Here is an 18,728-nt window from a genome sequence, read left to right on the forward strand (position 1 = left end):
GGACCTCGTTCCGTAGCGTTCACGTCAGCAAGCAAAAGGCGGCCCGCTATGCCCAGCGGACCGCCTTTTCACCAACCCCAAATTTGAAGCGTCGCGGCCGAGGTCCCTAGCCGGCCGCCGCGCGCTTGCGCTCGAAATCGTTGGGCACCTCGATATCGACCTCGAGGGTCGAGACCTCGTCGCCGCGATCGAGCCGGACGATGACCTTGGTCGGGTCCAGCGTGACGTGCCTGGAGACGACCGCGAGAATTTCCTCACGCAGCACACCGAGCAGATCGGGCTGGCCGCGCAGTCCGCGTTCATGGGCAAGCAGGATCTGCAACCGTTCGCGCGCGACGGGTGCAGAGGCCTTGTTGCCGCGGAGAAGCCGAAGCAGACCCATGCTCATGCGGCCCTCCGTCGCAGCAGGCGGTCCATGAAGCCCTTGCGCTCGGTCGGCACCTGCATGGGCACGGTGTCGCCGCACAGCCGTCGGGCCGCGTCGATATAGGCCCGCGCCGGTGCGCCTTCCGCGTTCGACAGCGTCACGGGCGTGCCGACGTTGGAGGCGCGCAGCACGTCCTGGCTCTCCGGGATGATGCCGAGCAGGGGCGTTGCAAGAATTTCGAGGATGTCCTCGATGGTCAGCATCTCGCCGCGCGCGGCGCGCGAGGGATCATAGCGGGTGATGAGAATGTGCTTCTCGACCCGCTCGCCCTTCTCGGCCCGCACCGTCTTGGAATCGAGCATGCCGATGATGCGATCGGAATCGCGCACCGAGGAGACTTCGGGATTGGTGACGATCACGGCTTCGTCGGCAAAGCGCATCGCCATGGAGGCGCCGCGCTCGATGCCGGCCGGACTGTCGCAGATCACCCAGTCGAAACGGCTGCGCAGATCGTCGATGACCTTGCCCACGCCCTCTTCGGTCAGCGCGTCCTTGTCGCGGGTTTGCGAGGCCGGCAGCAGCCAGAGGTTCTCCAGCCGCTTGTCCTTGATCAGGGCCTGCGGCAGCTTTGCGACGCCCTGCACCACGTTGATGAGGTCGAACACGACGCGGCGTTCGGCGCCCATCACGAGGTCGAGGTTGCGCAAGCCGACGTCGAAATCGACGACGACGACCTTTTCGCCGCGCTGCGCGAGCGCAGCCCCCAGTGCGGCGGTCGTCGTGGTCTTTCCGACGCCCCCCTTGCCTGACGTCACGACCAGTACCTTGGCCATCTCTCAAATCTCCTTCTGGTCAGTTCAGCGCAGTAATTCGCATGGTGTTGCCCTGCAGCCAGGCCTGGGCCGGCTTGCCGCGCAGGGCCGCGTCGATATCGTCGGCGGTCTGGTAAAAACCATCGATTGCAAGCAGTTCGGCCTCGATCTTCTGACAATAGATGCGCGCGCTCGTGTGACCGTTCACGCCCGCCATGGCGCGACCGCGTAGCGCGCCGTAAATGTGAATGGAGCCGCCGGCAACGACCTCGGCGCCGGAGCCGACAGAGCCCAAAATGGTGACGTCACCCTCGGGGAAGATCACGGTCTGGCCCGACCGCACGGGGCTTTCGAGCAGCAGCGAGGTCGGCTTGGTCTCGACCTTTGCCTCGACCTTCTTGGGCGCACTCGGCTCGACCACGCAGCTGCGCCCGCCCGAAAGCAGCGGCGGCATCATGGGGTTCAACCGGCCCTCCTCCACGCCCTCGATCCCGAGCACGCGGATGTTGCGGTCCTGAAGGCTGGTGAGCAGATGGCCGATGCCGGACTGGCTGAGATCGACCGAGGACAGGTCGATCACCACGGGGCGGCCGGCGAAGAAGCCCGGCGAGCGCGCGATGGTGGTGTCGATCTCCTGCAGCCAGTCCTGGATGGGAACCGTCGGCACGAAGACGAAGGCCACATAGGAGCGCCCGCGCAGGCGAACCATTTGGCGTTGAGGTTTTACTGCAGCCTCCATAGCGGCCGACTCGTCCCCTGTTATTGAATGGTTAACGATGCCGCCGATATGGTTAATGGCCGGTTAATTTCTCCGTGGGGTTACGTGGCATGGAAGCGCACCAAGGGCGTTGAGCAGGCGCTCTCGCCCCGCACAACGGTCATCGCCCGCGAAGGCGGGCGATCCAGTACTCCGAGACGGTTGCGGGTCAGCCGAAAGGCTGCGGCGTACTGGATGCCCCGGTCAAGCCGGGGCATGACAGCGGAATGTGGGGCCGGCGCGGCGACCAGCCCCCTACTTCTTCACCTTGCTCGCATCCATCTTGATGGCGGGGTCCAGCATCTTGGTCGTGAACGCCGTCGTGACGTCGAACGGCTTCTCCATGCCGAGATAGGTCTGGACCAGATCGTAGTCCTTCTTCATCCGCTCGCCGTCGATCCAGCCGAGTGCCTTCGTCGTCGTGAATTCGTCCGTCATCAGGGACTTGATGCGCTCCCACTGGCGCTCCTGGTTCTCCTTGTCGAGACCGGAGACCTGATCGAGCAGCGCCTTCAGGCAGGGCGCGGCGTCGGCGACGCAGGTCGCGAAGGCCTTTTGCGTGACCCGCACGAACGCCTCGACCAGCTTCGGGTTCTTCTGCAGATAGCCGCCGTTGACGATCAGCGAATTGCCGTAAGGGTTGAGCCCGATGTCCTTCCAATTGACGTAGCCGAGATCGCTTCCGAACTCGATCACCTTCAAATCGTGCTCGTTGTAGAAGTCGCTGATGATGTCGACCGTATGGCTCTTGAGCGCGGCGATCTTCGCCGTCGGCCCGACATTGACGAAGCCGACGGAGTCGGGCGCAAGCCCTGCAGCCTTGGCGAAGGCCGGCCACATCACACGCGAGGCGTCCCCGGGCGGATTGCCGATCTTGTGGCCGGCAAAATCCTTCACCCCGTTCACGCCGTAGCTCTTCAACCAGTAGAAGGTCTGGCCGGTGTTGGCGTAGACGCTCATCACGGCAACAGCGTCAGCCCCCTTGCTCTTCGCCACCAGCATGGTGGCGAGATCGGCGACGCCGAAGGGCGAGCCGCCGGAGCCGACCTTGGCGGCGGAGACGCCGGAGCCCTTGCCGACCTCGATGGTCAGATCGATGCCCGCTTTCTCGTACCAGCCTTGCGCCTTGGCGTAATAATAGGGCGAGTGATCGGCCGTCGGCGCCCAGTTCAGAATCAGATTGACCGCCTCGCCCGCGTTCGCGGGCACGACTGGTGATCCGAGCATCAGGGCCACCGCCAGGGCCGAGCCCGCCGCCTGCAAACGCTTCATCGCATCTCTCCTCGTTGCCCGCGACCGGCTTGTCGCTCTCCCCCCGTGAGGATACCAATGCAACAAGGCCGCCCTCAACTTGTCAACTGTTTGGTTGGAAATGCCCGCAAAACGTTCAGGCGACACCGTGCCGCAGCGGCGCGACCCGGTCGCCACACGCAAGAAGCTGCTCACCGCGGCGCGCGAGGAGTTCGCCCGGCACGGCTTTGCCGGCGCCCGCGTCGACGAGATCGCAGAGCGCGCCGGTGTCAACAAGCAGCTCGTCTACCACTATTTCGGCGACAAGGACGCGCTCTATCTCGCCGTGCTCGAATGGGTTTACGCCGATATCCGCGAGCAGGAACGTCAGCTCAATCTCGAAGGCCTGCCGCCGGGAAAGGCGATCCGGAAACTGATCGAGGCCTCGTTCGATTACCTCGCGACGAACCCCGATTTCATCGTGCTTCTGAACGACGAGAACCGCGGCGGTGCCCGCCACGTCCGCGGCTCGACGCGGCTGGAGGCGATGCATTCGCCGCTGGTGAAGAGCGTGTCCCACATCCTTCACGAAGGCGTCCGCGCCGGCATGTTCCGCAAGGGGATCGACCCGATCCAGCTCTATATCTCCATCGCGGGCCTCAGCTATTTCTATCTCTCCAACACGCCGACGCTGTCGGCGATCTTCGGCAAGGACCTGTCGAGCCGGGCCGCGCGCCGCGCCCGCCGCCGGCACGTCGCCGATCTCGTGCTGCATTCGCTCCGGCCATAATCAACCAACTGGTTGAAACTTCCCTCCGGGACGGCTAGGCTTGCGACCAGCGGCAAGGTGGCCGCTGACAGCAGGGGGTAACCGGTGACAGGAGACGGCGCCCGCAATACGCGCAGCTTTGCGATCGTCCTAATCGTGCACTTCGCCGTGCTGGTGCTCTGGCAGGTGCTGGTCGATGCCTTCCACGTCCCGAAGTTCATCCTGCCCTCGCCGCTCGCGACAATCCAGACGCTGGGAACCGCGAGCTACGCCTGGGACGCCAACACGCTGGTGACGGCGATCGAGATCCTCGGCGGCTTTGCGCTCGGCGCCTTCGTCGGCGTGACGCTGGCCGTCATCTTCAGCTGGGCGCCGCTGATCAGCCTCGTGCTGCTGCCGCTGTTCGTGACGCTGAACATGATCCCGAAGGTCGCGCTTGGTCCGCTCCTCATCGTCTGGTTCTCCTACGGCATCGTGCCGAACATCCTGATCGCCTTCAGCATCTGCTTCTTCCCGATCCTGCTCACCACCGCGCGGGGCTTGCGCGAGGTCGAGCCGGATCTGCTCGACCTCGTCAAATCGCTGCGCGGCTCGCGCTGGACGCTGTTCCGCAAGATCCAGCTGCCGGGATCGCTGCCTTACATCTTCTCCGGAATGAAGGTCGGCGCCATCCTCGCGGTCGCCGGCGCCATAGTCGGCGAGTTCATCGCCTCCGAGCGCGGGCTCGGCTACCTCATGATCCAGGTGCAGTCGTCGCTCGACACGCCCGCGATGGTGATGGCCGTCGTGCTGCTCACCCTGCTCGGCGTCGCGCTTTACGGCTTCGTGCTCGTCCTCGAACGCATCTTCGTCGTCGGCGACGCAAGACAAACTTGAAGATCAAGGACCAAAACCATGCTCCTCACCCGCCACAACCTGCCGAAGACCATCCCTGATATCGCTGCGCTCGACGATCTCCTGTGCCGGCCGACCCAGGCATTGATCGACGACCTCGCCCGGGTCGACGGCGACATCATGATCCTCGGCGTCGCCGGCAAGATGGGGCCGACGCTTGCGGGGCTTGCCAAGGCCGCAGCGCCCGATCGCCGTGTCATCGGCGTCGCCCGCTTCAGCGACGCCGGCGTCAAGGACTGGCTGCACGCGCGTGGCGTCGAGACTATCAATTGCGACCTAATGGACGAGACCGCGATTCAGGCGCTGCCGAAGGCGCCCAACATTGTCTTCATGGCCGGCCGCAAATTCGGCGCTGAGGGCGATCTCTCGCTGACCTGGGCGATGAATGCGCACGTGCCGGCACTGATCGCGCAGGCCTTCCCCTCGTCGCGGATCGTGGCGTTCTCGACCGGCTGCATCTATCCGTTCGTCCCCGTCGACGGCAAAGGATCGGGCGAGGACATGGCGCCGAACCCGCCCGGCGAGTACGCCCAGTCCTGCGTGGGCCGCGAGCGCATGTTCGAGTATTTTTCGCGCAAGTTCGGAACGCCCGGGCGGCTATTCCGCCTCAACTACGCGATCGACATGCGCTATGGCGTGCTGCACGACATCGCCTTGAAAGTGCTCACGGGCACGCCGATCGACCTCAGCATCGGTCATGTCAATTTCATCTGGCAGGGCGATGCCTCATCGCAGGCGCTGCGCTGCCTCGCGCATTGCACAGCGCCGACCTCGCCGATCAATGTCAGCGGCCACGAGATTTTGGCGGTGCGCGACCTCGCAGCAAGATTCGGCGCCAGGTTCGGCCGTATGCCGGTGCTGACAGGAAACGAAGAGCCGACCGCGTGGCTGACCGACACGTCCAAGGCAGTCGAGCTTTTCGGCCTGCCGGTCGTCGACACCGAGCAGCTGATCGCCTGGACGGCGGATTGGGTGTCGCGCGCCATGCCGAGCCTCGGCAAGCCCACCAAATACGAGGTGCGCGATGGACGCTACTGACGATCCGCGCATCATCCAGCTTGGCGTCGAGGATGCTGCGGCGGGCCTCGCGCTCTCGACAGAGGCGCACTGGAACCAGAATGAAGACGACTGGCGGTTTTTCTTGAGCGACGGCGTCGCGTTCGGCATCCGTGATGGCGCGCAACTGGTCGCGACCGCAGCACTCCTGCCCTACCCCGGCGACAACGCCTGGATCAGCATGGTGCTGGTGACGGCAAGCCATCGCCGACGCGGTCTCGCCACGCGGCTCGTCGACGCCTGCCTGGCGATGGCGCGCGAACGCGGCCTGACGAGCTGGCTCGACGCAACCCCGGACGGTGCTGCCGTCTATGGGCCGCTCGGGTTCACGCCGACCCTGCAATTGCGCCGGCTCAAGCTGGTGAAATCGGCATCCGCGTCCGGGCAGGCACCTTCGTCCGCGACGCTCGACGCGCTCCGCGCGCGCGACCGGCGCGCCACGGGCCTCGATCGAACCGCCCTGCTCTCCAACTTCGCGCAGCGTTCCGGCTCGCGCATCGTCGCCGCGAACGGCGCCATCGCGCTGGTTCGCGACGGACGTACCGCGCGCCATATCGGCCCGCTGCTTGCCGACGACGCGGCAGCCGCGCTGACCCTGGTCGATGCCATCGCGCGATCGGAGACCGGACCGCTGCTGCTCGATGCCGTCGCGTCGCAAGCCGCGTTCCCTGAAGGATTGACCGCATCCGGCTGGATCATCGAGCGCCCGTTCCAGCGCATGCGGTTCGGCCCCGCTAAGACCGCGGGTGAAGACATGCCATTCGCCGTCGCCGGCCCTGAATTCGGATAGGACATCATGCACCACAGCCAGATCAACAGCGAGATCCGCAAGCTGATCGCCGACGGCACCGTGCTGCCGGCGCATCCCCTCGCGCTCACCGCCGAACGCCAGCTCGACAAAAAGCATCAGCGCGCGCTGACGCGCTATTACATCGAAGCCGGCTCCGGCGGCCTTGCGGTCGGCGTGCACACCACGCAGTTCGCGATCCGTGACGTCGGCCTCTATCGTCCCGTGCTGGAGCTCGCCGCCGAGACGGCGGCGAACTGGACCAAGCGTCCGCTGGCGCTGGTCGCGGGCATCGCCGGTCCGACTAGGCAGGCCACCGCTGAAGCCCGCACCGCGCGCGACATCGGCTATCACGCAGGGCTCCTCAGTCTCGCTGCGATGAAGAGGGCGTCGGAGGACGAGATCATCGCGCATTGCGCAGCGGTCGCAGCCGAAATTCCGCTGGTCGGCTTCTATCTTCAGCCGGCGGTCGGCGGCGTGGTCCTGTCGAGCCGGTTCTGGCAGCGCTTTGCCTCGATCGACAATGTCATCGCGATCAAGATCGCGCCGTTCAACCGCTACCGGACCCTTGATGTTTTGCGCGGCGTCGCAGCAGCCGGCGCGCTCGACCGCGTTGCGCTCTATACCGGCAATGATGACCACATCCTGCTCGATTTGATGCTGCCGTTCGACCTCCGCGACAACGGCGTCACCACGCGCACTTATTTCAAAGGCGGCCTGCTCGGCCACTGGTCGGTGTGGACGGCGAGCGCGATCAAACAGTTCGAGCGCTGCAAAGCGGCACGGCACAAGGACAGCGTGCCGGCCGATTTGCTCGCGCTCGATGCCCGCGTCACCGATTGCAACAGCGCCTTCTTCGACGTCGCCAACGATTTTCACGGCTGCATCGCCGGCTGCCATGAGGTGCTGCGACGGCAGGGCCTGATGCAGGGCCTGTGGTGCCTCGATCCGAACGAGGGCCTGAGCCCCGGCCAGAAGGACGAGATCGAGCGCGTGTACCGCGAGCATTCCGACCTCAGCGACGACGCGTTCGTGGCCGCAAACTTGGATAAATGGCTGGCATGAGCTCAAGCCCCTTCATCAGCCTGCACGGCGTCCGCAAGGTCTATCGCAGCGGCGGCGCCGAATTCCTCGCGGTGTCCGACGTCACCATGGACGTGCAGGAGGGTGAGCTGGTCTCGCTGGTCGGCCCGTCCGGCTGCGGCAAGACCACCGTGATGAAGATTTTGGCCGGCTTGCACGACGCCGACGGCGGCACGGTGAAGATCGGCAACGCCAAAAGCCCGTTCGATCCGACCCGCGACATTGGCATGGTGTTCCAGCAGGCGTTGCTGCTGAAATGGCGGACCATCCTGGACAACGTGCTGCTGCCGGCAGAGATCGTCGGTCTTCCGATGAAGGCCGCGCGCGAGCGGGCGCGCGATCTGCTCAATCTGGTGGGTCTTGCCGGCTACGAGCAGAAATATCCGCGCGAGCTGTCCGGCGGCATGCAGCAGCGCACCGCCATCGCGCGCGCCTTCATTCACGACCCGAAACTGATCCTGATGGACGAGCCGTTCGGCGCGCTCGACGCCTTGACGCGCGAGCAGATGAATCTGGAGATGCTGCGGATCTGGCGCGAGAGCGGCAAGACCATCATCTTCATCACGCACTCGATCCAGGAGGCCGTGTTCCTGTCCTCGCACTGCGCCGTGCTGACGGCCGGACCTGCGAAGATGGCCGATTATTTCCCCATCGACCTGCCCTTCCCACGGGCTCTGCCGCTGAAAACGACGGACGCGTTCGGCGCCTATGCGCGGCGGATTTACGAGAAGCTGGGTTTGGGCGCGGCTTAATTCACCGCACGATAGATGCTGTAGGGTGGGCAAAGCGACTTGTCCGCCGTAGCTCGAAGAGCGAAGGAGGAAGCGTGCCCAACATGGCGAGGCAAGCAAGCAGTGGTGGGCACGGCGCAAGTGCGCCTTTGCCCACCCTACGGGAGTTTGCGCGATCAAGCCTTGTTGCGCATCTTGCCGAGCAGATAATTGTCGTAAAAATTCTCCGCGATCTGCGTGTAGAACAGCAGCTCCTTCATATAGGCGTCGTGGCTTTCCTTGGTGCGCTTGAACAGGTCGCTCTTGATGGCGAGCTCGTTCAGATGGTCCTGGGTCGCGGTGTAGCAGGCCTCCAGCACCGGCTGCGGAAACGCCTTCAGCTCCGCGCCGTTGGCGATCAGCCGCTTCAGCGCCGCCGGATTCACGCTGTCGTATTTCTCGAGCATCCAGGCGCCCGCGGCCGACGCGGCCTGGTTGACGATCGCCTGGTACTGCTTCGGCAGCGACGCCCACTTCTCGTCGTTGACGATCATGTGCAGCATGGCGCCGCCTTCCCACCAGCCGGGGAAGTAGTAATATTTGGCGACCTTCTGGAAGCCGAGCTTCTCGTCGTCATAGGGGCCGACGAATTCGACTGCGTCGATCGTGCCCTTCTCCAGCGCCGGATAGATGTCGCCGCCCGCGATCTGCTGCGGGACCACGCCGAGCCGCGCCAGCACATGACCACCCATCCCGGCGATGCGGAATTTCAGGCCCTTGAGATCGTCGACGGTCTTGATCTCCTTGCGGAACCAGCCGCCCATCTGGGTGCCGGAATTGCCGCAGAGGATGGCATGCGCCTTGAACGGCTTCAGCGCCTCATTGGTGAGGTCGGCGCCGCCGCCGAAATGCCACCAGGATTCCTGATGGCGATGGTTCATGCCGAACGGCGCGCCGGTGGCATAGGCCAGCGCCGGCTCCTTGCCGATGTAGAAATAGAGCGGGGTCTGCGCCATGTCGACAGAAGCGGTGCTGACCGCATCGAGCGCCTGCAGGCCGGGAACGAGCTCGCCGGCCGCGAAGGTCTGGATCTGGAATTTGTTGTCGGTGGCCTCGGCAACATATTTCGCAAAAGTCTGAGCGGTGCCGTAGATAGTGTCCAGCGACTTCGGGAAGCTCGAGGTCAGGCGCCATTTGATCTCGGGCGCGCTTTGCGCGATCGCAGGTGCGGCAACCAGCGTCGTCGCGCCGGCAACCGCGCCGCCCTTGAGGAATGTACGGCGTTTCATGATGGTCTCTCCCTGAACTATGTTTCAACGTATCGGCTTGAGCGCGATCTTCGCAGACCATGGCCTGTTGCTATAGCGGAGTTCAACTAGTGAGCGGTAGCCCGGATGGAGCGCGGCGCAATCCGGGAATCTTCCCAAATTTCCCGTGTCGCTCTCAGAGCAGCTTGGCGCTCACAAACAGCGCGCGCACGGCGTTGGTCGCCTGCACCACGAGCATGGCGTTCTCGGCGGCGCCTTCGAGCGCCGCGACCGCGTCTTCATGCAGCGAGCGGAATTCCATCCACTCGACCGATTTGAAATTGGTGAGGAATTGATAGGCCTGGCCGACGGTCGCGATCGCCAGCGTGTCGCCGTTCAGCTTGATCTTGAACGTCGTGCGCAGCGGGGTCTCGGAACTTTGCGGATCACTCATGGGCTGCTTCTGGACGATGACGGCTTAACGAAAGGAAAACGGCAGCCCCGCCGTAGCAGGCCAATATCCGGAGCAGATATCAGGACTCGGTGCTCGCGCGCTGCGAGGCGGTCGCCGATGGGGTCAGCCTCGGCACCACGACCAGACGGTTGAACTCACCGTTGTCGTAGGCTTTCATGAATCGATCATAGTCCTTGATCGAAACGCAGCCGTTGGAGTCGCCACGAGGCCCGAGCATGTAATTGTGGGTGAGCAGGCCGACGCGGCCGAGCGCGCTGGTGCCCTCGGTGGGCGTCAAGCGCAGTGCGCGGACGCCGTGAAACAGTTTTTCGCGCGGCTTCAGGTCGTAGGTCGCAGGCGGGGTCGCGCCAACCATGCGCTGGTCGACGTGCTCCGGGTCGTCCATCAGCGCGCCCATGCCGGAATGCGCTTCCAGCGCGATGCCGCTCGGCAGGTAAAGCGCCTTGGCCGAGATGTCGTAGACCGCGGTGCGCGAATCGTAGCCAAGCGCGGCGAGATCCGGCGCCTTGCCGAACAGGCCGCTGTCGGGCGTCAGCGAGGCCAGCCTGATCTTGTCGGTGAATTTTTCGAAGAAATTGCGGTTGTCGACACGGGGGTTGGTCTCGGCATAAGCCTGGCTTGAGGCAATCTGGGCGGAGATGTCCGCCTGGGGCGGGCGCGAGCGCGGCATCGGGATGGCGTCAGCACGCTGCGATTGTCTCGTCTCCTCGGACATATGCCGGTCGTCATCGGTCAGGGTCGAGCGCCAGTCGTCGGCCTGGAGCTTCTGGGCGAGCATCGCCTTGGCATCGCGCAATTTGAGCTGGACTGCATTGACCGCGGAGCGCTCCAGCGTTCGCAGGCCGAGCTCGCGGGCGGGCGGACTGCTGGAAGCCGAAGCGAATCGATCATCGAACGAAGGCGCATTGGCCGGCGGCAGTGCGGCGGTGACCAGCGAGGCCGAACCGCCGATATCCGCGACCCAGGCGGCAGCGCCCAGTGCCAGCGCGACGGCGGCCAGAGACAGCAATATCGTCTCGGCTCGCCCAATACGGCGGCGCGACAATAGCCCCTCGGCTCGTGCCCGGTCGGAAACCATCAGATCCCCAAAATCGACCCCCGAGGGGACCCACCCCCACCCGGAGATTCTCTACCAGCTACCACATTGGGAGCCAAAAGTTAGGCATAATCGCGGCCGGCAAGGGCCCCGGCAAGCCATTCCAGGGTATCCCAAGGTATCTTATGACCGATCCGTTCGATCTAGAGCGCTTTGTCCGGGCCCAGGACCCGGTCTATGGCGACGTCCAGGGGGAGCTGACCCGGGGCCGAAAACAGAGCCACTGGATGTGGTTCGTCTTCCCGCAGGTCGCCGGTCTCGGCTTCAGCGCCATGTCCCAGCGCTACGCCATCACCTCCCGCGCCGAGGCCCAGGCCTATCTCGCCCACCCCATCCTCGGTCCGCGCCTGATCGAATGCACGCGGCTCGTGCTCGCCGTCGAGGGCCGGACCATCAACGCCATCCTCGGCGCGCCCGATGATGCCAAATTCCGCTCGTCGATGACGCTGTTCGACGCGGTGTCCGATGAGCCCGTTTTCGACGAGGCGCTCGCCCGGTATTTTTCGGACAAGCGCGATCAGGCAACGCTCGATATCCTCGCGGCCCTTGACCGACAGCCCAAGTGACCGCAGCCACCAGCGTAAACCCGGGATTAACATCGCCTGCCTATTGTCCGTGCAAATAATTTCCCGCGCCAGTTGCCGGACAGAATCATGAAAATCGGTACGCTCCTGACCACCGCCATCGTCTCGCTCTCGACAGTGGGCGGCGGCCTCGCCGTCTACGTCGCCGTGACGAAATACCAGACGATGGAACGGATCACCGAAGCGCAGGGGCGGCTGGCGATCGTCCGCGCCGTCAGCGACATCCCGCGCTACCTCAATCCCGAGCCCGGCTTTTCCACCAACATCCTCTATGGCCCTCCCGCGGTCGACCCGGCGCTGCTTGCCGAGCAGGACAAGCTGCGCAAGCAGACCGATGCCGCCCGCGACAGGATGAACGCGCTGCGCAAGGACCTGCCCGGCCCGTTCGATGACGGCAACACCACCGGCGGCAACATCGACGCCATCAATTCGAAGTTCACGGCGCTGCGCGAAGCCATCGACAAGGCGATGGCAGGCCCGCCGGAGGCGCGCAAGGATGCCGCCAAGAAGATCGTCGCCGACAACGCCGTGCTCAACGCCGGCGGGACCGCGCTGCTCAACGAGCAGGTTCGCCGCATGGCGATCCTCAACGGCGATGCCTACCGGCAGGCCAGCTACGCCAACATCGCGATGACATTGCGCGACGTGGGCGGCTTCAACTCCAGCCTGCACAAGAATCTCGTCGGCGGCAAGAAACCGGCGACCGATGCCGAGAAGGCCGAGATCAGCCGCTCGCAGGGCCGCAACGATCAGATCGTGATGTCGCTGCTGGAGTTGCGCGGCAATCCCGCAACGCCGGCGAACGTCGCCGCCGCGCTGGAAAAATTCAACGCGATCTACATCGAAGAGTTCGGCCGCGAGCTCAAGCTGGTGAAGGAGGGTGCGGTCACCGGCAAGTACGAACACGACATGGACACCTATTACACCGCCACGCAGCGCGGCCTCAGCACCATTATCGAGGTCCGCGACGCCTTCTACGACAACGCCGAGCAGATTCTCGCCGGTGCCTCCACTGCGGCCCACACCAGCTTCACCATCGCACTCGCGGGACTCCTCGCCGTGCTGATCGCCAGCGCCGGCCTCATCGTAACGGTCCGCCGCCGCGTCTGCGCCCCGATCGTCAACCTGACGACGCGGATGTCGCGGCTTGCCGAAGGCGAGGTCACGGACCAGATTCCCGGCGCCGAGCGTTCCGATGAAATCGGTGCCATGGCCGCGGCGGTCCGGGTCTTCAAGGACAACATGATCAGGGCCGACAGCCTCGCGGCCGAGAAGCAAGCCGAGAACGACGGCAAGATGCGCCGCGCACAGGCGCTCGACGGGATCACCCGCGCGTTCGAAGCCAAGGTCACCGAGCTCGTCGGCGGCTTGTCCCGCGCTTCAGCCACCATGGAAAGCACGGCGCAGTCGATGACCTCGACGGCTGCCCAGACCAACAGCCAGGCCGCCGTCGTCGCCGCCGCCTCACAGCAGACATCGAGCAACGTGCAGACGGTCGCGAGCGCCACCGAGGAGCTGACCTCTTCGATTTCGGAGATCGGCCGTCAAGTGGCCCAGTCCACCGAGATCGCGGCCCGCGCCGTCGACAACGCCCGCCGCACCGGCGACACCGCCCGTGCGCTGGCCGAGGGCGCGCAGAAGATCGGCGACGTCGTCACGCTGATCCAGAGCATCGCCGAGCAGACCAATTTGCTGGCGTTGAACGCGACCATCGAGGCCGCCCGCGCCGGCGACGCCGGCCGCGGCTTCGCGGTAGTTGCTGCCGAGGTGAAATCGCTGGCGGGCCAGACCGCCAAGGCCACCACCGAAATCTCCGAGCAGATTTCGGCGATCCAGGCCGCGAGCGACGAGACCGTCACCGCGATCCGCAACGTCGCCGACGTCATCGGCGAGATCGACCAGATCGGCACCGCGATCGCGGCCGCGATCGAGGAACAGGGCTCGGCGACCAAGGAGATCGCCCGCAGCGTCCAGGAAGCCGCGCGCGGCACCCAGGAGGTCAACACCAACATTTCAGGCGTGCAGCGCGCCGCCGACGACACCGGTACGGCCGCGCGGGAGGTGCTGGGCGCAGCCGAGCAGCTCTCGTCCCAGTCACGCGATCTCGCCGGACAGTTCGACCGCTTCCTCGGTGAGGTCAGGTCGGCGTAAGGGCTTAGTACGGCGGCGCCTTGCGCGCCCGCTGCGCCTTGGCCGCCTCGATCCACCATGCGAGATCGTCGGCGAAGCGCGGGAACGAGCGTTCCAGCGCTTTGCCGCCCTCGCCGATCGGTTCACCCGCTTCCGACAGCGTCTGTGCGATCGGGCCGACGCCGATGGTGCTCGACACCACCACCATGCCCATCTCCGACAACGTGCCATGCCAGGCGGTCGAGGCACGCGCGCCGGACAGGCGGCCGGCCGAGTAGCTCACGATCGCGGCTGGGCGCCAGAACCACTCCTCGAGGAAGTGGTCGGTGAGATTCTTCAGGCCCGGCTGGATGCCCCAATTGTATTCGCCGGTGACGAAGACGAAACCATCTGCGCCGCGGATCTCTCCGGCGAGCTTCTCCAGCGCCTCGGGTGCGGAGCCCTTGCGGTATTCCTTGTACATGCGATCGAGCATCGGCAGGCCGATCGCCTTGGCGTCGATAAACACGACGTCGTCGCCGCGGGCGCGCAGGCGATCGATGACGAAATTCGCTAGGCGTATGCCCATGCGGTCGGAACGGTAGGAACCGTAGAGGACGAGAATGCGATTGCTCATGGGCAGCAGTATAGCACGGATCATCAGGCCGGCCCTCAACGTTTTGACGCGCTAAGTTCGCCGTCCGGATTCAAGCGTTTGCGACGGTGTCTCGCCGAACTGGTCGCGATAGCTTCTGGAGAAGTCGCCGAGATGCCAGAAGCCGAACGCCAGCGCGACGGCCTTGACACTATCGGCACCCGCGAGCAGCCGCTGACGCACCAGCCACAGCCGCCGCAGGCGCAAGTAGCGGTGCAGGCTCATTCCACGATAGCGGCGGGCGACGTCGTGCATGGTGCGAACGGACAAGCCGAGTTTGCGCGCGATCTCGTCGCTGTAGATGGGCAGCGAGAGGGCGTCGGAAAGCAGCGCGCGGATGTCCTGAAAGACTTTGAAGTTGCGCTCGTCATTGGGGCGCAGGGTCCATCGCGCGGGAACGATACTTTCGAAAATTGCGTCCACAGCGCCGAGCAGGGTCTCCTTCATGCCGGCCGCCTTCAGCGGCAAGTCGGGCGAGGCGACGGGCTCCGACGCGGCTTCCAAGACTTCCCGGACCACACCGCGAAGCCGGCTCAAGCCCGCAGCGGTCGTTTCGAAGATGTTGAAGCAGAGGGTTGCTTGTGGCCAGCCGCGATCCGTCACCTCCGGCCTGAACACCACCGAGGCGATTTGCCGCTGCACCTCCTCAATGATGGTGTAAGCCGCGCCGCCGCTGCCGATGACGATAACGGGTCGTATACGCCGCGCGCCGTTGAATCGAACGGTCACGTCCAAATCGTCCATCGTGAATCCGATCGCGGTACAATTCTCGACGAGCTGTGCGTCGACGACCCGCGGAAATGCCCGCGTCAAATTCACGTCGCAGCCGGGTAGCGACAGAATACTCTGCTCGGCCGAAATCCTCCGTACAAAAGGCGTGAACTCGAAGTCGAGCCCTCGTATGGCGTTTCGAATTCATCGACGTCGGTGAAGCGAAATACCTTTGGCGCCAGCGTCGGCGGATCATCACTTCTATTCATGGCAATGTGAACTTCGCGTCGCAACACACGCGTCCGGCGACGATGCCGGCCCGCTTCTGCGCTCCGTGTGCCTTAAGTCTGAAAGAATCACTTCGAACTATGCCGACCAGTTGGCGAGCGTCGAAGTCCAAGGACAAGGCGGCGCATCAAATCTCGCCAATTTTCGATAGCGTTTTCCGTGTGGCCAGCGGTGCAGATATACCTAGACGAGCAAAATCCAAACTTCAAATTAACGTCTGTCGGGCGGAATAGGTGCAGTTCGATAGTCCAAATTAATTTTAGGTCAGGCCCCTGCCATGATGGCAAATTCGCCTGCTGATATTCTTGCTGAATTGGAAGAGGTGGTCGCAACCTACCCACCGCACCGTTGCGCACGCATTCTCGCCGGCATGGTGCAGTTGCTCACTGGCAGCCGCGGCCAGTGCCGGGAATTGCTCGTCAACGTGGTCGACGGTGTTCTGCTGCGATTGACGGAACGGGTCGAGGCCAGCGCACTGGTTCAGCTCAGCACGGCGCTCGCGGAACTTGACATCGCGCCTCCCGAAACATTGTGGCGTCTCGCCTCGCACGATAGTCCGGACGTGGCATGTCCTGTGTTGCTCAAGTCGCGTGCACTTTCCGCAGCCGATCTCGAGGCTGTCATTGACTCCCGTGGCGAGTGGCATCGACGCGCGATCGCCGCGCGCAGCGACATCGCGCCGACGGTGACTGAGGCGCTGATCAAGCACGGCGGCCCGATCTGCCTTGACCTGATCAAGAACCAGGGAACGAAATTCTCCGACGCAGCCTATGCAGCGCTAATTGCCAAGGCCGACCAGGACGGCGAGATCGCGAAGGCGCTGGTGCTCCGGCCCGGCACGCCCGATCTGGTCGTGCGCAAGCTGCTCTCCGCCCCACCAGCCCGGAAGGCACCCGCCCCGTCCGCCGCAGCGCCGGTGCCGGAAGCGGAGCCGGCTCCGCCAAAGCGGCCTTGCCGGGCCGACTACGCGGGCGCGAGGCCGGAGATCGTCGCCCTCAACCGCGTCGGCAAGCTCAACGATTCCACGGTGAACCGCTTTGCGATCCGCGGCGAGACGGCCAATTTGTTCACGGCGCTGTCGGTGCTTTCAGGGGCGCCGCTCGAAATTATCGAGCATGTCGCGAGCGATGACGATTGCGAGGGGCTGGTCATGGCGTGCCGGGCGTCGCGGCTAAACTGGCAGACCACCCTTACCATCCTGAGCAACCGCAGCGGAAAAAGGCTCTCCTATTCCGAGCGCGAGCGCGCGCAACGGATCTTCGAGACGCTGCTTCTGTCCACCAGCCAATGGACAGTGCGATGGGGGCAAATAGTAGCAAACGCCAGCACAGGCGACCCGGGAAATTGCAGCCCGAAGATGGGGGTTAGCCGATGAAGTTCGACGGTCGCAAAGCGATGCGCGTAAAAATGGATCACAAGCAGCCTGTCAATCTAATGGGCTCGGACGGCACTTGGCGGCGCAGTTGCGTTTTGCTCGACATATCGCAAAGCGGTGCCAAGATCGAGGTCGAGGGCACGCTCGACGTGCTCCAGGCCAAGGAATTCTTCCTGCTGCTGTCCTCGACGGGGCTCGCCTACCGGCGCTGCGAACTGGTCTGGATCGACGGCACCACGGCCGGCGTGCACTTCGTCACCGCAGACGGCAAGAAGAAACCGGCAGCCTCTGTGCAGGCTGCCGCTCAGAACAAATAGGCCCAAGGATTCATCAGCCCGATCCAACTCCAGCATGATTCAGGTCAACCGTGCAGAACGCGCGAACTATATCCCGCCCCGTCAAAGGCGACGGCGGCATCCGAGAGAAGGAAGCGGCACGCCCATTCGTGCATGTGCTGGCTGACTCCTCGGAAAAATTGTCGAGCGTCTGTTCGATTCTCGAGCAACGGTTTGCCTTCGCAGGCGAACGGCTCGACGCAGAAGCCAAGCTGTCCCAGATGCCGTTCGCGATCGTCATCCGTGCGGAATTGCGTGACGTCCACACCATCGCGGCCATCAAGAAACGAGCCATAAAGTTCGCAAAGGCAACGAAGCGCATCTTCCTGGTCGAGCACCCCTCTCACATGAGTATCTCGCAGGCCTACGCGCTCGGGGCCACGCTCGTCCTTCCCGGGACGATCGACAAGATCAAGCTGCTGGCAGCGCTGGCTGATTCCGCCGAAGAGGCGTCTGCTTCCTCAGGTCAGGCGCCGCAGCAGGACAATGCCGTCGAGGCCGCGGCGACGGCGATCGCGTCGATGTTCACGGCCGTCGCGCTCGGCGAGCCCATCGATGTCGACGGCACGAAGGAAGCCGGCCGCAAGATCGCTGATCGCATCACCCAGCATGGCTTGTCCGAGTGGCTCACCACTGTGCGGCGCCACCACGAGGGAACCTACCAGCACTGCCTGCTCGTGACCGGCGTTGCGATCGACTTCGGACTGAGTCTCGGTGTGGGCCGCGCCGATCTCGAGCGGCTGTATTCGGCGGCCATGTTCCACGACCTCGGCAAGGCCCGGATCCCGCTTGCCATCCTCGACAAGCCCGGCCGTCTCGATCCGGCCGAACGTGCCATGATCGAGACTCACCCGATTGCGGGTTACGATTTCCTGAAAGACCACGACAATATCTCACCGGAGATCCTCGATGCCGTGCGGCATCATCACGAATTTCTTGACGGCAGCGGCTATCCGGATGCACTCGGGGCCGAGAGTATTGGCGACATCGTGCGGATTCTCACGATCTCGGACATCTTCGCGGCCCTGATCGAGTATCGGCACTACAAGCCGACGCTGCCACGCAGCGAAGCCTATGACATCCTATGCGGGATGAGCGGAAAGTTGGAGAAGGCGCTGCTGACCGCGTTCAGGCAGGTCGCTCTCACGAGGTAAGCGCAGCAACCCGTCTCGACCCCAGTCTAGTGCGCGGCGCGATGTCTGGTGCGGCGCGGAACGGTCCGGCAGGCGAGCCCTTCGGCCAGCAGCTTCATGTCCTCGTGCCGGCCGCTGCGGATCAGCCGGCCGAACTCTTCGGGTGTGAAAGGAAGACTTGGATCATCATCGATCGGACGCCGCACTCGCGGGCCGAAGAACCGTCGAACCAGGCTAGCGAGCCGCCGCATGTCA

At 64.4% G+C, this 18,728-nt stretch carries 21 protein-coding genes; 11 read left to right on the forward strand and 10 right to left on the reverse strand.

Going from position 1 to position 18,728, the window contains the following annotated elements; translation table 11 throughout:
- Positions 1–106: 106 nt before the first annotated feature.
- From minE to IVB07_RS21215, 4 genes are all read right to left on the reverse strand, one after another.
- Entirely contained in the window at positions 107–388 is a 282-nt protein-coding gene (minE, locus tag IVB07_RS21200; protein ID WP_007591739.1) for a cell division topological specificity factor MinE, read from the reverse strand.
- On the reverse strand, positions 385–1,200 hold the full coding sequence (gene minD / locus IVB07_RS21205; protein ID WP_007591740.1) for a septum site-determining protein MinD: 816 nt from the start codon (positions 1,198–1,200) through the stop codon (positions 385–387). The genes minE and minD overlap by 4 nt, the downstream gene beginning before the upstream one ends.
- Positions 1,201–1,219: 19 nt before the next feature.
- The gene (gene minC / locus IVB07_RS21210) at positions 1,220–1,918 is read right to left on the reverse strand and encodes a septum site-determining protein MinC (protein ID WP_026232759.1); all 699 of its coding nucleotides are present in this window, start codon (positions 1,916–1,918) and stop codon (positions 1,220–1,222) included.
- 273 nt (positions 1,919–2,191) lie between these two features.
- Positions 2,192–3,208, reverse strand: a complete 1,017-nt coding sequence (locus tag IVB07_RS21215) for an ABC transporter substrate-binding protein (protein ID WP_018454546.1) — start codon at positions 3,206–3,208, stop codon at positions 2,192–2,194.
- Positions 3,209–3,308: 100 nt separating this feature from the next.
- Between IVB07_RS21215 and IVB07_RS21220 the strand changes: the two genes are divergently transcribed.
- From IVB07_RS21220 to IVB07_RS21245, 6 genes are all read left to right on the forward strand, one after another.
- Positions 3,309–3,956 (forward strand): TetR/AcrR family transcriptional regulator, encoded by a 648-nt coding sequence (locus tag IVB07_RS21220; RefSeq protein WP_018454547.1) that lies wholly within the window; start codon positions 3,309–3,311, stop codon positions 3,954–3,956.
- A gap of 84 nt (positions 3,957–4,040) precedes the next feature.
- Positions 4,041–4,811 carry an ABC transporter permease gene (locus IVB07_RS21225; protein WP_247766648.1) on the forward strand — a complete coding sequence of 257 codons (771 nt, stop codon included), beginning with the start codon at positions 4,041–4,043 and terminating at the stop codon, positions 4,809–4,811.
- 18 nt (positions 4,812–4,829) lie between these two features.
- A complete protein-coding gene (locus tag IVB07_RS21230; RefSeq protein WP_018454549.1) occupies positions 4,830–5,867 on the forward strand; it encodes an NAD(P)-dependent oxidoreductase in 1,038 nt (345 codons plus the stop codon).
- On the forward strand, positions 5,854–6,675 hold the full coding sequence (locus IVB07_RS21235) for a GNAT family N-acetyltransferase (protein WP_018454550.1): 822 nt from the start codon (positions 5,854–5,856) through the stop codon (positions 6,673–6,675). Before IVB07_RS21230 ends, IVB07_RS21235 begins: the two co-directional genes overlap by 14 nt.
- A gap of 6 nt (positions 6,676–6,681) precedes the next feature.
- A complete protein-coding gene (locus IVB07_RS21240; protein WP_018454551.1) occupies positions 6,682–7,737 on the forward strand; it encodes a dihydrodipicolinate synthase family protein in 1,056 nt (351 codons plus the stop codon).
- Positions 7,725–8,507, forward strand: a complete 783-nt coding sequence (locus tag IVB07_RS21245) for an ABC transporter ATP-binding protein (protein ID WP_018454552.1) — start codon at positions 7,725–7,727, stop codon at positions 8,505–8,507. The genes IVB07_RS21240 and IVB07_RS21245 overlap by 13 nt, the downstream gene beginning before the upstream one ends.
- A 155-nt stretch (positions 8,508–8,662) precedes the next feature.
- On the opposite strand, the gene IVB07_RS21250 is transcribed toward IVB07_RS21245, so the two are convergent.
- From IVB07_RS21250 to IVB07_RS21260, 3 genes are all read right to left on the reverse strand, one after another.
- Complete coding sequence (locus IVB07_RS21250; protein WP_018454553.1) at positions 8,663–9,754, reverse strand: substrate-binding domain-containing protein; 1,092 nt, start codon at positions 9,752–9,754, stop codon at positions 8,663–8,665.
- Between the two features lie 154 nt (positions 9,755–9,908).
- On the reverse strand, positions 9,909–10,166 hold the full coding sequence (locus tag IVB07_RS21255) for a hypothetical protein (protein ID WP_007609546.1): 258 nt from the start codon (positions 10,164–10,166) through the stop codon (positions 9,909–9,911).
- A gap of 79 nt (positions 10,167–10,245) precedes the next feature.
- Complete coding sequence (locus IVB07_RS21260) at positions 10,246–11,196, reverse strand: DUF2778 domain-containing protein (RefSeq protein ID WP_018454554.1); 951 nt, start codon at positions 11,194–11,196, stop codon at positions 10,246–10,248.
- Positions 11,197–11,408: 212 nt separating this feature from the next.
- Here IVB07_RS21260 and IVB07_RS21265 point away from each other — a divergent pair, with 212 nt between their 5' ends.
- Together IVB07_RS21265 and IVB07_RS21270 are read left to right on the forward strand one after the other, a co-directional pair.
- Entirely contained in the window at positions 11,409–11,849 is a 441-nt protein-coding gene (locus tag IVB07_RS21265) for a DUF1810 domain-containing protein (protein ID WP_018454555.1), read from the forward strand.
- Positions 11,850–11,936: 87 nt separating this feature from the next.
- The gene (locus tag IVB07_RS21270) at positions 11,937–14,018 is read left to right on the forward strand and encodes a methyl-accepting chemotaxis protein (RefSeq protein ID WP_247766649.1); all 2,082 of its coding nucleotides are present in this window, start codon (positions 11,937–11,939) and stop codon (positions 14,016–14,018) included.
- Positions 14,019–14,022: 4 nt separating this feature from the next.
- On the opposite strand, the gene IVB07_RS21275 is transcribed toward IVB07_RS21270, so the two are convergent.
- On the reverse strand, positions 14,023–14,613 hold the full coding sequence (locus IVB07_RS21275) for an NADPH-dependent FMN reductase (protein WP_018456361.1): 591 nt from the start codon (positions 14,611–14,613) through the stop codon (positions 14,023–14,025).
- A gap of 51 nt (positions 14,614–14,664) precedes the next feature.
- Positions 14,665–15,375: an AraC family transcriptional regulator gene (locus IVB07_RS21280; RefSeq protein ID WP_245288436.1), complete on the reverse strand. Its 711-nt coding sequence runs from the start codon at positions 15,373–15,375 to the stop codon at positions 14,665–14,667.
- Positions 15,376–15,907: 532 nt separating this feature from the next.
- Between IVB07_RS21280 and IVB07_RS21285 the strand changes: the two genes are divergently transcribed.
- From IVB07_RS21285 to IVB07_RS21295, 3 genes are read left to right on the forward strand one after another with little or no spacing between them, the layout of a single operon-like run.
- Complete coding sequence (locus IVB07_RS21285) at positions 15,908–17,005, forward strand: DUF2336 domain-containing protein (RefSeq protein WP_018456359.1); 1,098 nt, start codon at positions 15,908–15,910, stop codon at positions 17,003–17,005.
- On the forward strand, positions 17,002–17,322 hold the full coding sequence (locus tag IVB07_RS21290; RefSeq protein ID WP_018456358.1) for a PilZ domain-containing protein: 321 nt from the start codon (positions 17,002–17,004) through the stop codon (positions 17,320–17,322). Before IVB07_RS21285 ends, IVB07_RS21290 begins: the two co-directional genes overlap by 4 nt.
- Positions 17,323–17,372: 50 nt before the next feature.
- Positions 17,373–18,494: an HD domain-containing phosphohydrolase gene (locus IVB07_RS21295; protein WP_026233153.1), complete on the forward strand. Its 1,122-nt coding sequence runs from the start codon at positions 17,373–17,375 to the stop codon at positions 18,492–18,494.
- A gap of 26 nt (positions 18,495–18,520) precedes the next feature.
- Here the strand turns inward: IVB07_RS21295 and IVB07_RS21300 are convergent, their stop codons facing one another.
- Entirely contained in the window at positions 18,521–18,724 is a 204-nt protein-coding gene (locus tag IVB07_RS21300) for a hypothetical protein (RefSeq protein ID WP_018456356.1), read from the reverse strand.
- Positions 18,725–18,728: the final 4 nt, after the last annotated feature.

The organism is Bradyrhizobium sp. 172 (genome assembly GCF_023101065.1).
Lineage (GTDB): Bacteria > Pseudomonadota > Alphaproteobacteria > Rhizobiales > Xanthobacteraceae > Bradyrhizobium > Bradyrhizobium canariense_D.